General features: G+C 56.3%; 11 protein-coding genes. 8 read left to right on the top strand and 3 right to left on the bottom strand.

Annotated elements, in window-relative coordinates; translation table 11 throughout:
• Position 1: 1 nt before the first annotated feature.
• Both elbB and BLQ12_RS25225 read right to left on the bottom strand, forming a co-directional pair.
• Complete coding sequence (elbB, locus tag BLQ12_RS25230) at positions 2-661, bottom strand: isoprenoid biosynthesis glyoxalase ElbB (RefSeq protein ID WP_092215489.1); 660 nt, start codon at positions 659-661, stop codon at positions 2-4.
• A gap of 242 nt (positions 662-903) precedes the next feature.
• Positions 904-1356 carry an NUDIX domain-containing protein gene (locus BLQ12_RS25225; RefSeq protein ID WP_092215487.1) on the bottom strand — a complete coding sequence of 151 codons (453 nt, stop codon included), beginning with the start codon at positions 1354-1356 and terminating at the stop codon, positions 904-906.
• Positions 1357-2014: 658 nt separating this feature from the next.
• On the opposite strand from BLQ12_RS25225, the gene rsmG reads away from it, so the two are divergent.
• The 5 genes from rsmG (at position 2015) to holA (ending at position 9444) form a co-directional block, all read left to right on the top strand.
• Positions 2015-2695, top strand: coding sequence for a 16S rRNA (guanine(527)-N(7))-methyltransferase RsmG (gene rsmG, locus BLQ12_RS25220; protein WP_092215485.1), 681 nt, complete (start codon positions 2015-2017; stop codon positions 2693-2695).
• 328 nt (positions 2696-3023) lie between these two features.
• Entirely contained in the window at positions 3024-5822 is a 2799-nt protein-coding gene (gene ileS, locus BLQ12_RS25210; RefSeq protein WP_092215481.1) for an isoleucine--tRNA ligase, read from the top strand.
• Positions 5823-6771: 949 nt separating this feature from the next.
• A complete protein-coding gene (lspA, locus tag BLQ12_RS25205; protein WP_092215479.1) occupies positions 6772-7269 on the top strand; it encodes a signal peptidase II in 498 nt (165 codons plus the stop codon).
• Positions 7269-8045 carry a prolipoprotein diacylglyceryl transferase gene (lgt, locus tag BLQ12_RS25200; protein ID WP_092215478.1) on the top strand — a complete coding sequence of 259 codons (777 nt, stop codon included), beginning with the start codon at positions 7269-7271 and terminating at the stop codon, positions 8043-8045. Before lspA ends, lgt begins: the two co-directional genes overlap by 1 nt.
• The gene (holA, locus tag BLQ12_RS25195) at positions 8038-9444 is read left to right on the top strand and encodes a DNA polymerase III subunit delta (protein ID WP_092215476.1); all 1407 of its coding nucleotides are present in this window, start codon (positions 8038-8040) and stop codon (positions 9442-9444) included. The genes lgt and holA overlap by 8 nt, the downstream gene beginning before the upstream one ends.
• 975 nt (positions 9445-10419) lie before the next feature.
• On the opposite strand, the gene BLQ12_RS25190 is transcribed toward holA, so the two are convergent.
• Positions 10420-10944: an O-acetyl-ADP-ribose deacetylase gene (locus tag BLQ12_RS25190; protein WP_092215474.1), complete on the bottom strand. Its 525-nt coding sequence runs from the start codon at positions 10942-10944 to the stop codon at positions 10420-10422.
• Positions 10945-11111: 167 nt separating this feature from the next.
• Between BLQ12_RS25190 and BLQ12_RS25185 the strand changes: the two genes are divergently transcribed.
• The 3 genes from BLQ12_RS25185 to BLQ12_RS25175 all read left to right on the top strand — a co-directional run bounded on the left by BLQ12_RS25185 (position 11112) and on the right by BLQ12_RS25175 (position 15052).
• Entirely contained in the window at positions 11112-11945 is an 834-nt protein-coding gene (locus BLQ12_RS25185; RefSeq protein WP_175470064.1) for a cytidylate kinase family protein, read from the top strand.
• A gap of 528 nt (positions 11946-12473) precedes the next feature.
• A complete protein-coding gene (gene cmk / locus BLQ12_RS25180; RefSeq protein ID WP_092215470.1) occupies positions 12474-13148 on the top strand; it encodes a (d)CMP kinase in 675 nt (224 codons plus the stop codon).
• Between the two features lie 104 nt (positions 13149-13252).
• Positions 13253-15052, top strand: coding sequence for a 30S ribosomal protein S1 (locus tag BLQ12_RS25175; protein WP_092215468.1), 1800 nt, complete (start codon positions 13253-13255; stop codon positions 15050-15052).
• Positions 15053-15527 lie beyond the last annotated feature (475 nt).

The raw sequence follows: 15527 nt of genomic DNA, 5'->3' as shown, positions 1-15527 counted from the left end.
CTTACCCTTTCGTCATGGAAATCACTTGCGTGACGAGCTTTTCGATGCCTATGGCGATATCGGCGATGCCCGGGCCGCGCATGTAGGCGGGGGTAGTGACCAGCATGTTGGCTTCGTCGATGCAGATGCCGTCCACGGGCTGGGCTTGATGGGCAGCGCCGAAGGATTTCAGGTTATCGATGGTGGCGGCATCGTCGCCGATGGTGACCTTGGGATCGTGGGCGGAGAGGGCTTTGGCAAGGATCACGGGTGCGATGCAGATGGCCCCGATGGGTTTTCCGGCGGTGTAAAAGGCGCGGATGAGCATGGTGACGTCGTGGCGTACCTCAAAGTCAGGGCCCTTTTCGGCATAGGTGCTGAGGTTTTTGACGGGGCCGGCCCCTCCGGGGATGATCAGGGCATCTAGGTTTTCGACGTTGACATCGGTGATGGGGCGGATGTGCCCCCGGGCGATGCGTCCTGCTTCGGCCAGGACCTGTCGGGTTTCCCTTGTGGTTTCTCCCTTGGGGTGGTTGACGGTCTCGGTCTGCGTCATGTCGGGGGCCATGCACACAGCCTTGGCCCCGGCCTTGTCGATGAACAGGAGTGAGAGGACGGATTCATGGATTTCAGAGCCGTCCATGTTGCCGCAACCTGAAAGAAGAACGCCTATTTTTTTCATCGCTACCTCCAGTGGCTGTTCGGGGATTAAGGGCTTTTGGTGCCCTGACCGGTGACAACCTGGTTGAAATGCGTGGTCCACATGGTTATTGTATCGCTTCCGGTGATTGCTTGAAGCGTGACCGGCGGCAAGGTGTGCCACTTTGAAAGCAGGTTACCGCCGGGATTTGTCCCTCGTCCCTCGGGGCAACTCCCGGCAGCGATGTGACGAACCACTGTTATGATGATTTGTTTCTATTAATGCTATCGTAATGACGCTTCGCCCTGGGGGGAGAAGATTTCTGTGATAGCCTGCCCGCTTTTAAATCTGGCGTAATCCGCTAGGATGCGCCCGTGGTCGAAGACAATGGGGTCGGGCAGGTTGTTCAGGTCAAAGATCCTGGCTTCGGCGGCGTCGTCACCCCCAACCGGGGTGCTTGAGGCCGTGGCAAGAAAGACCACGGAGACGGTATGGTGCCGCGGGTCCCGTGCGGGGTCCGAGTAGGTATGAAACTGGCGGACAAGGGTTACGTCAAGGCCTGTCTCCTCCTGGGCCTCGCGTCTGGCGGCGTGTTCCACGGACTCCCCGTAGTCCACGAAGCCCCCCGGCAGGGCCCAGCCGTATGGCGGGTTTTTTCGTCTGATGAGAACAATGCCCCCCTTTGTTTCGATAAGGGCGTCCACGGTGAGGAAGGGATTTCTGGGATGTTCTGTCATGGTGTGTCGTTGCCTCGGGTGAAGAATGTTCTCGTTTGATTCCGGGCGATTGCTGGAAAGGCGTTATGCTGTGCGTCTGGCCGTAAGTTCATATAAGAACAGCCGCCGTGCCCTGTCAACCGTAAATCAATGGATGGGGGCATGCTGAAGAGTGACAACTCGATATGGGGAAACACACCATGAAGGGCGTGTCTGTCGTTTTTGATCTCTTCCACCACTCGGGGATGATGAAAGCGAATAGTAACGATTCAGCGTATGCCGGCGGCTGAGCCTTTGCCTGATCTTATACAGACGGGTCTAACAAACAGGTTTTTATAGTTCGTTTTGAATCCCGTTTGGGCCTTGGCTATCGTTTAGGTCGCGACCTTTAAAAAAAACTGAGAAAGATCGACCGAAACGGAGCGCCGCACTCCAGTGCGGCTTTTTCGTCTGGTAAATACGCCGATGGACCAAACGATAATTAAGGTCGACGTTTGTTTGAAAGGCGGATGTGCTTTGACCCGAGGAACGAGGGGTAAAGCGCATTCGCAACCTGCTTTCAAGGTGGCACACCTTGCCGCCGGAGGCTGCTTTTCCATCGGTTTCAACCATGGGAGGCAAGGTATGACTCTGAAAATAAATACATCACATGATAGACGATTAAGATAAGAGAGGCGACATGGCTGGAATAGATGACAGATGGGCGGCGCAGGTGGTGAAGGGTGCCGGGAGCCTGGGCGTTGAATTGGACCCTGGGGCAACGGGCCTTCTTGCGACCTATGCCGGAGAGCTTCTGGCCTGGAACCGGAAGTGCAACCTGACGGCCATCACCGACCCCATGGAGGTGGCGGAAAAGCACATGGTGGACGCCCTGGCCGTTGTGCCGTACATACCGCAGGGGGCAAGGCTTCTGGACATCGGGTCCGGGGGCGGGTTTCCCGGGATACCTGCCCGGATCATGGATGCCTCCCTTTCGGTGACCCTGGTGGATGCGGTTCGGAAGAAGGTCAGTTTTTTAAAACACGTGGCGCGGACCCTCAAGCTCAGCGGTGTGGAGGCGATCCATGCCCGGGCCGAAGAGCTCAGCGGGGAAGAGGGACGGGGGGAGAGCTACGATGTGGTGACCTCGCGGGCTTTTTCCGCCATGGACATCTTTGTGCCCATGGCCCTTCCTTTTTTAAAGCCCGGGGGGCGGATCATTGCCATGAAGGGCAAGGGCTTTGAAGAGGACCTTGAAAAGCTCAAGGCGTGCGAAGCCGACTTTGCTGCCCGGGGTATTTCCCTTTCAACCGAGATGATTCGCTACGAGCTTCCGTTTTCGGGATCCCGTCGGGCCCTGTTTATCATCACCGTGGCTTGAGTGGGTGAGGCCTCGCCCTTTAAAACCGGGGCAATCCCATTGACATTGGAAGGGACTATGCCATAAAGTTGGTGGTTATTTTGATGTGACAGCCTCGAAAGTGGTTTCCGAGGCCTTGTTTGCTGCATGTTTCCGTGCAGGGGACCCCGCAGGCCCGCGGGTGAGGGGGCGGTACCAAAGGGGGAAGCCGGGCGTCCGGTGACTTTTTTTGCCTTTCGCCTTTTGCTTTTTTGGGACTGATCGGGGTGAGATGCATGGTGCGACTAATTTCATGAAGACCAAAGTATATCTTGGTGCGACTAAGAAGTTCCACACGCTGGAGGAGATAATGGATTACAAGAAAACGCTGAACCTGCCACAGACACGGTTCGCCATGAAGGCCAACCTGCCGACCAAAGAGCCTCAGCAGCTCAAGGCGTGGGAGGAGAGCGGACTCTATGCAAAGATCAGGGAAGAGTCCAAGGGTCGTGAACAGTTTATTCTGCATGACGGCCCTCCGTATGCCAACGGCAACCTTCATATCGGACACGCCCTGAACAAAATCCTCAAGGATATTATTATCCGCTCCAAGCAGATGGATGGTTTTGATGTCCCTTACGTGCCCGGCTGGGATTGCCACGGCCTTCCCATCGAGCACAACGTGGACAAGAAACTGGGATCCAAGAAAAAGGAGATGTCCAAAGCGGACATCCGCCGGAAGTGCCGGGAGTATGCCGGCAACTTCGTGAACATCCAGCGCGAAGAGTTCAAGCGGTTCGGTGTCATGGGCGAGTGGGAAGATCCCTACCTCACCATGAACTACCCCTTTGAAGCGCGCATCGCCAAGGAGTGCGGTGAGTTTGCCGCCAACGGCGACATGTTCATCGGCAAAAAGCCCATCTACTGGTGCTGCAGCTGCCAGACCGCCCTGGCCGAGGCCGAGATCGAGTACGCCGACCACACCTCACCGTCCATTTTCGTGAAGTTTCCCCTCAAAGGGGACGCCGCGGAGATTGATGCGTCCCTTGCCGGGAAGAATGTCTCCTTCGTCATCTGGACCACCACTCCCTGGACGATTCCCGCCAACCTTGCGGTGTGCCTGAACGGTGAGTTCACGTACGCCTTCGTCGAAACAGACGGCGAGGTGATGGTGGTGGCAAAGGACCTTCTGGAAGGGCTCATGACCTCCTTCGGCAAAGAGTCTTATACCGTCCTTTTTGAAACCGAAGGTGCAACCTTGGAAAACAAGGTGTGCCGTCACCCCTTCATCGATCGGGATTCCCTGATTATCCTGGGGGACCACGTCACCCTTGAAGCAGGTACCGGCTGCGTTCATACCGCCCCCGGCCACGGCGCCGACGACTACATCACCGGCCTCAAGTACGGCCTGGAGCCCTACTCACCCGTGGGCAACAACGGTTGCTACACCGAGGAGGTAGGGGAAGAGTTCGAAGGTAAATTCATCTTCAAGGCAAACGCCGAGCTCATCGAAAAGATGGACGCCTGCGGAGCCCTGGTGAAACACAACGAGATGAGTCACTCCTATCCCCACTGCTGGCGCTGCAAAAAGCCTGTTATTTTCAGGGCCACGCCCCAGTGGTTCCTCTCCATGGACAATACGGGCCTGCGCGAAAAGGCCCTGGCTGAGATCGACAAGGTGGAGTGGATCCCCTCCTGGGGCCGCGAGCGTATCCACGGGATGATCGCCAACCGTCCGGACTGGTGTCTTTCCCGTCAGCGCTCCTGGGGTGTTCCCATCCCTGTGTTCTACTGCGAAAAGTGCGGCGAGGTGCATGCCGATCAGGCTTCCGTGGACAAGATTTACGACCTGTTTAAAGAGCATGGCGCGGACATCTGGTTCGAAAAAGAGGCGGCGGACCTGCTCCCCGAAGGCACGGTGTGCGGCAAGTGCGGCCACGGCACCTTCACCAAGGACACCAACATCCTGGACGTCTGGTTTGACTCCGGTGTGACCCATTCCGCTGTATTGAACGACCGTGACGGGCTGAAGCGCCCTGCGGATCTCTACCTTGAAGGTTCCGATCAGCACCGCGGATGGTTCCACAGCTCTCTACTTACCAGCGTGGGCAAGACCGGCAAAGCCCCTTACAAGGCCGTTCTCACCCACGGGTTTGTGGTGGACGCCAAGGGCCACAAGATGTCCAAGTCCGTGGGCAACGTGGTGGCGCCCAAAGAGGTGATCAACAAGTACGGCGCGGAAGTGCTGCGCTTGTGGGTGGCGTCCACGGATTACCGGGACGACGTGCGCATCTCCGACAACATCCTCAAGCAGCTCAGCGACGCCTACCGAAAGATCAGGAACTCCTGCCGCTACATGCTGGGGAACCTGGATGGCTTCAACCCGGACACCGATCGGGTGGCGTACGAGGACCTGCGGGACATCGACCGGTTTACCCTGGCTCGTCTGGCAACCCTTATCGAGCGGGTGACCAAGGCCTACGAGACCTATGAGTTCCACACCATCTACCACAGCCTCAACAACTTCTGTACGGTGGATCTCTCCAGCTTCTACTTTGACATCGTTCGCGATGCTCTTTACGTGGAAGGCACGGATTCCGCTGTAAGGCGAGGCATCCAGACGGTGCTCTTCGATCTTGTGGACGCCATCGTCCGCATGATGGCCCCGATCCTCTGCTTCACCGCCGAGGAGATCTGGGGGCACATGCCCGATTTCGAAGGCAAGAAAGAGAGCGTGCACCTCATGGCAGGTGCCGAGCCCAAGGCCCACTGGAAAAACGATGCGATCATCGAGCGCTGGGAGCGCCTGGTGACCCTGCGCGACGAGATGAACAAAGCCCTTGAAAAAGCCCGAAGCGAAAAGCTCATCGGCCAGAACCTCGACGCCGCCATCACCGTGACGGCAAAAGGCGAGACCTTGGCGTTCCTCGAGAGCTTCTCTTCCGAGCTGAAGCAGGTGCTCATCGTCTCCGACCTCACCCTCGCAGAAGGAGACGCCCCGGAAGGCGCCTTTGTCAGCGATGAGGTGGAGGGCCTTGCCGTGCAGGTCGCCTCAGCCTCAGGCGACAAGTGCGAGCGCTGCTGGACCTGGAGCCCCTCCGTGGGCGAAGACGGCGAGCGGCCCACCCTGTGCAGCCGCTGCCGCGGGATCCTTGACCGCACCGCCTAAACCGTATAAAAGCTGAATAGAAAGGGCCGGTGGCATGCAAGCGTGCCCCGGCCCTTTTTTTGGTTACTGCGCATGGCGGCGTTGCGGAAGGGTGTACGAAAAAATAAAAGCATAAAAAGCATGCCTCCGGCGGGCAGGGGATAAATCCCCTGCACCCCAGGGTCGCAAATGTTCCGTCCCTTCGTTCCTCAGGGGCGTCACATTTGCTGGAGATGGCACGCCACTTACATTGAAGGGGTGAGGGTAATTCTTGCCTGTGGGTGGCTGATCTTTCTCGAATTAATCCGGACCCGGCAGGATGCCCGTAACGCGTAGGGTGCATTCCATGCACCAGAGGCGACGCCCTGGTCACACCGAACGGGTGGGAATGATTCAGGCCGGTGGTTGGGCATGGTGCACGGAGTGCACCCTACGGGCCGAAGTATCTCGACGTATTTCTTGATTCCCATCTGTGGGTGTCTGATCCTTCGCGGATTAACCCGGACCCGGCAGGATACCCGCAACGCGTAGGGTGCATTTCATGCACCAGAGGCGACGCCCTGGTCACGCCGAATGGGTGGGAATGATTCAGGCCGGTGGTTGGGCATGGTGCACGGAGTGCACCCTACGGGCCGAAGTACTTCGACATATTTCTTGATGCCCGTTTGGGAGTGGCTGATCCTTTCCGGGTCAACCCGGTCCCGGTGGGATGCCCGCAACGCGTAGGGTGCATTCTATGCACCAGAGACGACCCTGTGAGCATGCGCGATTTTGATGCATAGGGTCGGACAACCTGCGGCGCCACCCACGGGCGTAGCCCGTCAGGGAGTGGGAAGGGCCTGAGGGACGAAGGCACGGAGCATTCCCGATTCTGGGGCTCAGGGGATTTATCCCCTGGCCGCCGTAGGCTGGCTTTTCCATGCACTTTGACCATAGAAGGCACGATTTTAATTACTGAAAGGATAATTGGATGACATGGTTTAAGCAGAAGTGGCCCCGCCTTATCCTGGTGGCCGGTTTGGTTGTGATCCTGGATCAGCTCTCCAAGCAGCTGGTGTTGAATACCATGCCCGTGGGTAGCGGGTTTCCTCTGATTGAAGGTTTTTTTGATATTGTCCATGTGAGGAACCCGGGCGGGGCCTTTGGGTTTCTCTCCGGCCAGAGTGAGTCGGTGCGGGAGTTTTTCTTTCTTTTTGTCACCGGCGTGGCCACGATTTTTATTCTCTGGGTATACAACACGGTTCCCGAGACCCACCGGATCCTGTCGGCGGGTCTTGCCATGGTGTTCGGCGGGGCCGTGGGGAATCTTATCGACCGGCTGCGGTTCGGCAACGTGGTGGATTTCATCGACTGGTACATCGGCGACCTGCACTGGCCTGCCTTTAACCTTGCCGACAGCGCCATCTGCGTCGGTGTGGGGATTCTCATTGTTCATATCCTTTTCAATCGCATGCCTGAGGAGAATTGATGCATCCGGTACTCTTTAAAATCGGTCCGGTGGTGGTTCACACCTATGGGTTGATGATGGCTCTGGCATTTCTTGCGGCCATGGTGATTTCCAAACGCGAGGCCAGGGTGTTCGGCGAAGATCCCGACAAAATCGCCGATTTGATTTTTTATATTCTGCTTTGGGGGGTCATCGGCGCCCGTTTGTTTTATGTGGCCGTGAATCTCTCCTGGTTTGTTTCCCATCCCCTTGATGTGGTGAAGGTGTGGGAAGGGGGCCTTGTCTTTTACGGCGGGTTCATCGGCGGCCTGGGCGCGGCGTTTTACTGTGTGCGCAAGCGCCAGATACCTTTCTGGAAGAGCATCGACATCCTGACCCCGGCCCTTCCCTTCGGCCATTTTTTAGGGCGCATCGGGTGTTTCAATGCCGGGTGCTGTTACGGAAAGGTGTGCGATCTTCCCTGGGCCGTGACCTTTACCAACCCCGATTCCCTGGCGCCCCTGCATACCCCTTTGCACCCCACTCAGCTTTACGAGTCCCTGGCGAACCTTGCTCTTTTCGGGGTGATCATGGCGGTGCGGAAGAAGAAACGATTTGAGGGGCAGCTTTTCTGGGGATACGTGGTGGCCTACGGTGTGATTCGGTTTCTCCTGGAGTTTGCCAGGGGAGATGAAAGGGGGTCGTATCTGTTGGGGCTGTCCCCGGCTCAGCAGGTGGGTGTTCTCTTATGTGTTTCCGGCGCGGTGATGCTTTTTATCCTGTCTAAACGAGCGCACCGGGAGGTGGTTCGTGGCTGAATTGGCGCACAATACCCTTCAAAAGAGTCTGGCCAAAGCGTCGGACTCGCCGGTCTGGCTGATTTACGGGGAGGAGTTCCTTGTGGATCGGTCCCTGAAGGCCCTGGTGGGAACCTTGCTTCCCGGTGGCCTGGGAGACTCCAGCTGCGAGGTGGTGGAAGGGGACGCAGAACTCCGGGACGCCCTGGAACAGGTGTCCACCTTTTCCCTTTTTTCAAGCGGTAAGGTGGTTGTGGTTCGGGATTCTCACATCTTTTATGCAAAAAAAGGGGAGAACAAAGAGCTTGCCAAGATCACCAAAGCCTACGATGACGGCAAAATGCAGCTTGCGGCCCGGCGCCTTGCCCAGCTTCTTTCCAAGCTGAAGCTCCAGTTCAAGCATCTCTCTATGCCCAAGGGGCTGGACAAGCTGAAAGCCCTTGCCGAAGACGGGCAGGTGCCGCCGTGGACGGGTGAGGTGGCGGCCTGGGCCGAGGCAAACAAGATCGTCGTTCCCGAGCCCATGGACGACCAGAGCATGGTGGAACGCGCCATCCGTGCCGGGCTTCCCGCAGGACACCACCTGGTGCTCACCACGGATCAGGCGGATAAACGAAAAAGCCTCTTCAAGGCGTTTAAAGAGTGCGGCAGCGTCGTGGACTGCTCCGCCCCCAAAGGAGAGCGCAAAGCCGACAAGGACCAGCAGGCCAAGATCATCGACGAGACCGTGAAGGCGGTCCTGTCCCGGTACGGGAAAAAGATGGACCCCCGGGCCGTTCGGTACCTTGTGGAGATGGTGGGTTTTGACTTGAGGGTCCTTGTGGGAGATGTGGAGAAACTCTGCTCGTTTGTGGGGGACAATCCCACCATCAGTTATGATGACGCCCGCCGCATCACAAAAAAGACCAAGCAGGATCCCATCTATGAACTCACCGGTGCCATCTCCGAGCGCAACGGCCGGATGGCCCTTTCCTGCGTGCGTAACCTCCTTGCCAACGAGACCCATCCGCTCCAGGTACTGGCCGCCCTTGTGAACCAGGTGCGTCGCCTTCTTCTGGCCAGATCTTTTCTGGAGAGCCGGGAGGGCCGCTCCCTTGGAGGGCTCAGGGACTACAACCAGTTTCGGGCAGGCGGTATCAATGCCGTGAAAGCAGCCGATGAGATCATGGCCGGCAGGGTGGAGGCGTGGCAGGCGTCGTTGGCCCTGTCCAAAAAGAAGACCGATCTGCTTCTCAACCGCGGTGGGAGCCCGTATCCCCTGTTTCTGCTCCTGCAGAACGCGGCCCGGTTTTCCATGGCCGAACTCACCTCTATCCACTCGCTCCTGGCCGACTGCGACCGCACCATGAAAAGCAGCCCCGAAGACCCCACCGTTCTCCTTGACCGTATTATCCTGCGGATTTGTACCCGGGAGACGTAATTCGGGGGGCATTTAAAAACATGCCTCCGGCGGCCAGGGGATTATTAGCCAAAGTGGCTTTGCCACCCCTGGACCCCAGGCTCGCAAATGCTCCGTCCCTTCGTTCCTCAGGGACGTCACATTTGCTGACGGGCGGGTAATGTGGGATAATTCGTTACTGAGTAGGGTGTGCTTGTGCACCTTGGCCTTTGCAAGCCGACACCGCTTGCCGTTCAAACAAGGGGGCGATCCTGCCACCAACCTTTTATTTGTAGTAACTATTCAGCTTATGCCTCCGGCGGCCCTGTCAGGGGCTAAACATTTAATCCTCCTTCGCCCAAGGGCTACGGCGCGACAAGAATGTTTAACAAACAGGCCTTAAGAATTGTCGACCTTGATCATCGTTAAGGCCACCTTCGCGTTTATCGTACCACCCGCATCATGAAGCCCGGCAGTATCCTATAACTAACATGGGTTCCCGCCTTCGCGGGAAAGACGGTACCGAGTGTGATGTCCTTCGCACCTCCTCGTCTTCCCCGGCTGCCCGGGAAAAGGGGTCGGTTGTACCGTTTTGCTGTCCGGCACTTGCCACCTTTCGTATCGTCAAGTGACCGGGGACCCATGCCCGGAATTACATGTTCCGTCTGTAGTATGGCGACCAAAGGTAATTCGCGGTTTTTATGGTACTGGCCGAAACGATGACTAAGGCCGAATTGTCCTTGAGTAAATGTCATTTTAAAGGCAGATGTGATTTGGCCCGAGGAATCTGCCTACGCCCGTGTCAATGAGTCTCCATTCGACCAACGTCAATGGGCTACGGCGCGACAAGCGATCCGTCTTCGCCTGCGGCTACGCCGTTACATGGGGGGGCGCATCCGCAACCTGCTTTCAAGGTGGCACACCTTGCCGCCAGAGGCTGCTTTTTAGGAGCTGGATAGTTGCCATTTGTTTGCTGTTTCGGTTTATCTGCCGGGTGCGCAAGAGCACCCTGTCATTTTATAGATCAATCGCTGCAAGCTCGTTTAAATAAATCCTGACATGATCTTCAGAAAAAAGAGCGAACACCACCTGCTCGATACCCGGGTACCGACCCAGCGCTTCAACTGTTTCTCGCAGGGCAATGGCGCAGGCCTTCTCCACGGGGTATCGGTACACGCCGCAGCTGATGGCCGGAAAGGCGATGGAGGAGAGCCCGTGTTCGGCGGTTAGCGTGAAACTGTTTCGGTAGCAGGAGGCAAGGAGAATGGGATCGTTTTCTTTGCTGCTGTAGACGGGGCCCACGGTGTGGATGACGTGACGGGCGGTGAGGTTGTATCCCTTTGTGATTTTCGCCTCCCCTGTGGGGCAGCCCCCAAGGGTTTTGCATTCGGCAAGGAGTTCCGGTCCGGCGGCCCTGTGGATGGCGCCGTCCACACCCCCGCCTCCGAGAAGGGAGTTGTTGGCGGCATTGATAATGGCATCCACATCAAGGGTGGTGATATCTGCTTGCCTGATAGCGATTTTTTGCGTAACATTTTTCATGGAAGTGCCTCGATTGGATAGGGTTCATGGAGATTTTCAAGTGTAGGCCATCCCTGTCCTGAAAGGCAAGGGTAGGAATTCGAATGGGATTGTCCCCGGGAGGTTCCTTCCGGCACCCAGGAGTGTATCAGCTGCCGGGACTTCCGAGGCTTTCGAAAGGGGATGCCATGACCGTAATTACCGTATCCAGGCAGGTGGGGAGCCACGGCGGTACCATCGCCGCAAGGCTTGCCGAGGAGAAGGGCTACCAACTCTTCAACAAGGAACGATTTCACCGAGAAGCCGAAGGCTTTGACGGACATTTTTCCCGAGAGGTGGAGGCCCTGACCAATGAGAGTCCTCCAAAGCTGTTTGAAAAGCTTTTTCACAACCACTGCGTGTACGGCAACATCATCGCCGCCATGGTCTATGAAGCGGCCGCCGCTGATCATGTGGTGGTGGTGGGCAGGGGAGGGCAGTTTATCCTTGAGGGGCTCAAGTGTGTCCTCAATGTGCGCGTGGTCTCGCCCGTTGAAGAGCGAATCCGCAACTACGCCGGGTTTAAGGGCATCGAGATCGGCATGGCCGGTGACATCATCAAGGCGTCCGACCGGGAACGCAGCTCCTTTATCAAGTACCTCCACAACCGCAATATTGCCGAAACAGATGTGTATGATTTGACGATCAATACCCGGGTGGTATCCCAGGACATGGCGGTCAGGCTTATTCACGATACGGCAGAAGAAGTGAACCGCCTCCATCCGGTGACCCCCGAGATCAAGCTGGAGTTCCGCCAGATGGCCATCTGCAAGCGTGCCGAGTTGATGCTGATGATGGAGATGGGCGAGTCCAACGCGGTGAAGGTGTCTCCGTGCGAGAGCGGCAAAGTGATGCTCACCGGGTACCTTCCCACGGAAGGAGAGAGGGTCTCTGCGGAAAACATTGTCCGCAGCGTCAAGGGGATCCATAAGGTGGACAACCGCATCGTGGTGTCCCAGTTTCCGGTGCGTCCCTGGTATTGATGGTTCATATAGATGGAGCGTGTTGGCGCATCGTTCCGTGGGATTTTAATGCCGAGAGCGGATTGTAACTGCTCGGCGCCAAAAGCTGCCTCCGGCGGCAAGGTGTGCCATCTTGAAAGCCGCTTGCGAATGCGTTTTTCCCCTTGTTCCTCGGGGTAAAGCGCATTCGCCTATCAAACCGAGCTCATTCGCGGAACCTATTTAAGCCCTGTTTGTTAAATTTTGTGACGTTTCGTGCTATGCAGGGCCACCGGGGGCATCCGCTGAATCGTGACAACGGATTTTTTTTCTCCATTGCAGGCGCCGTCACAGGGTCTGAGTGAGGGAGATTCTGCAACGCAGGGCTACATTTTTTTTCCATTTTCACATATAGAAGATGCTGCAGCAGGCAAGCATGTTTCAGACCGGGCGTCAGTGCGATGAGCCGGCCCCTTGCTTTTTAAGGCATCCACCCCTCTGATTCGGGCCCGTTTAACGGGCCCTGTGCACGTGTGCCGTCAGGGATACGATTCAATACAGGAAGAGATATTGAAAAAAGAACTGGTTATTACGATTGACGGGCCGTCAGGGGCCGGCAAGACAACGGTGAGCAAGACGCTGGCAGCCAGGATCGGCTACCGATACATTGATACCGGGGCCCTTTATCGCGGTATTGCCCTTGAGACACAGGAGCGGGGCATTGCCGCCGATGATGAGGAGGCCATGGAAGCGGCGTGCCGGACCATTGATCTGCGGTTCAAGATCGAAAACGGTGACCTTCGGCTCTACTCCGGCACGCGGGATATTTCAGAGCTGATCCGGACCCCCGAGATCTCCATGCGTGCTTCGGCTGTGTCGGCCCTTGCGCCGGTACGTGCCTTTCTGACGGTTCTCCAGAGGCGCCTCGGGGAAGAACGCTCGGTTGTATTTGAAGGGCGGGACATGGGAACCGTTGTGTTTCCTGAAGCGGACGTAAAGTTTTTTCTCGATGCCGACACCGAGATCCGCGCAGAGCGGCGCTACCTTGAACTGAAGGCCAAGGGGCAGGATTTGGATTTCGAGGATGTAAAAAAAGATCTCATCACGCGGGACGCCAATGACAGCAGCCGAAAGCTCGCTCCGCTGCGGCCCGCAGAGGATGCGATCCATGTGGACGCCAGCCGCATCGGCATCGACGAAGTGGTGGAAATGATGGCCAAGGTCGTGGCTGAGATAAGAGCATAATTTTTCGTTGAATTTTTTTTGGCCAGTTGATATGTTAACCCGGATTACGCTCTCATTTATAACCGGTGGGGGCGTAAAATACATTGTTTAGGGGGTTAATATTAATGACAGTTAGTACAAACGAAACCAAGGGTATTAGGGAAGTGAAAACAGATCTTTTTGGTGATGCAATCGACGGTAATCTTACATCAGACGGGGAAGAGAGCTACGAGGATTTTCTCAAACTTTATGAGGAAAGCTTCAAATCTTTTTCCGAAGGCGAACTTGCAATTGGTAAGATCATTGCCGTAGACAAAGATTACGTTCTGGTCGATGTCGGATACAAATCCGAAGGTCTCATTTCCATCCACGAATTCAAAAATGAAAACGGTGAAGTCAACGTTGCCATTGGAGATGAAGTGGAGGTCATGGTCGAGCTTTGGGACGAAGAGGAAGAGCGTGTAGTCCTCTCTAAAGACAAAGCGGCCAAGATCAAGGTATGGGAAAAGATCAAAGAGATCTACGACGCAGAAGGCACCGTGGAAGGCGTTATCGCCAGCCGCGTCAAAGGTGGCTTCTCTGTCGATGTTGGACTCCAGGCTTTCCTTCCCGGATCACAGGCCGACCTGCGACCCATCCGTAATCTGGATGAGATGGTGGGCAAGTCCTATACCTTCAAGGTTCTCAAGTACAACAGAAAACGCAGCAACATCGTCCTCTCCCGCAGGGTTATCCTTGAGGAAGAGCGTGAAAAGACCCGTTCCAAAACCCTCGAGACCATCGAGGAAGGAAAGGTCATGGACGGCGTTGTCAAGAACATCACCGAGTACGGTGTCTTCGTGGACCTCGGCGGCGTGGACGGTCTCCTCCACATCACCGATATCTCCTGGGGCCGTGTCAAGCATCCTTCCGAGCTCTTCTCCGTTGGTGACAACATCACCGTGAAGATTCTCTCCTTCGATCTTGAGAAGGAGCGTGTCTCTCTGGGTATGAAGCAGCTTTCCGAGGATCCCTGGGCATCTGCCGCAGCGAAGTACCCCGTGGGCTCCAAAGTGGGCGGTCGCGTGGTCAGCCTCACCGATTACGGTGTCTTCGTTGAACTCGAAGAGGGCATCGAAGGTCTGGTTCACGTATCTGAAATGTCCTGGACCCGTAAGATCCGTCACCCTTCCAAGATCATCTCCGTGGGCGAAGAGATCGAGGCCATTGTCCTCGACATCAAGCCCGACAACCGTCGTATCTCTCTGGGTATGAAGCAGGTTGCGGAGAACCCCTGGGAGGTCATCAGCGACAAGTATCCCGTGGGTACCATCATCGAAGGCAAGATCAAGAACATCACCGATTTTGGTTTGTTCATCGGGATCGACGACGAGATCGACGGTCTGGTCCACATTTCCGATATCTCTTGGACCAAGCGCATCAAGCATCCTTCCGAAGTATACAAGAAGGGCGACGTGGTGCAGGCGGTTGTTCTGGATATCGACAAGCAGAGCGAGCGTTTCTCCCTCGGCATCAAGCAGATCCAGGAAGATCCCTGGAAGAGCGTTGGCGAGCGTTACGCAGTGGGCACCGAGATCAACGGTACCGTGACCAATGTGACCGATTTCGGCGTGTTTGTTGAGCTGGAAGAGGGCATCGAAGGCCTGGTTCACGTTTCCGAGATCAGCAAAGAGAAGATCAAGACTCCCGTTGGTACCTACAACGTGGGCGATTCTCTCGTTGCCAAGGTGATGAATATCAACAGTGACGAGCGTCGTATCGGTCTCTCCATCAAGCGTCTCGAGATGGAAGACGACAAGGCGATTCTGAGCGAATACATCAGCAACTCCAAGAAGCCTACCTCCGATTTCGGTGAGATCCTCCGTGAAAACCTGGCGGATCAGCTGAAAGGTGACGAGGAAGGCGGCGATGACGCTGCTGAGTAGGCATACCCTACGGTTTGCCTGCAGGCTTTCCCAGGAGGGCCTGGTTAGAGTGTAAAGAATGCCCCGGTCATGACGTGAGTCTTTCCGGGGCATTTTTTTTATCCGGTACAACGTCCAATGGCCGAGGCTTGCGGAGACCTATGTTTTGGTACGATGCGCTTGCGCACCGCCGGGTAACCGGAGAGTAAGGGCAGGCTCAGGGGGTTGGTGTGTGGGTCGGTCTTGGTCATCGTTTGGGTCAACAGATTGTTATTGATGACTCCGCCCCAAAAGGCCGACAGCCCGTAGGGTGCACTCTGTGCACCAGCCCGGGGGCACCCAAGGCTTTGATTTTGGTACACGGAGTGCGCCCTACGAATCGGCTCTTTGCAGGCCTCGGCTCAAGCGATGATCAAGGCCTGTTGTCGATGATTTTGCCTTTTTTACAGGCCGACGCTCTCAGAAACCTATGTCTTGGTGGGATGCACTTGCACAC

The organism is Desulfoluna spongiiphila (assembly GCF_900101345.1).
Taxonomy (GTDB): Bacteria; Desulfobacterota; Desulfobacteria; order Desulfobacterales; family Desulfolunaceae; genus Desulfoluna; species Desulfoluna spongiiphila.
Note: the sequence above shows the minus strand (reverse complement) of the source record. Positions and strands in the feature narration are given on the sequence as shown.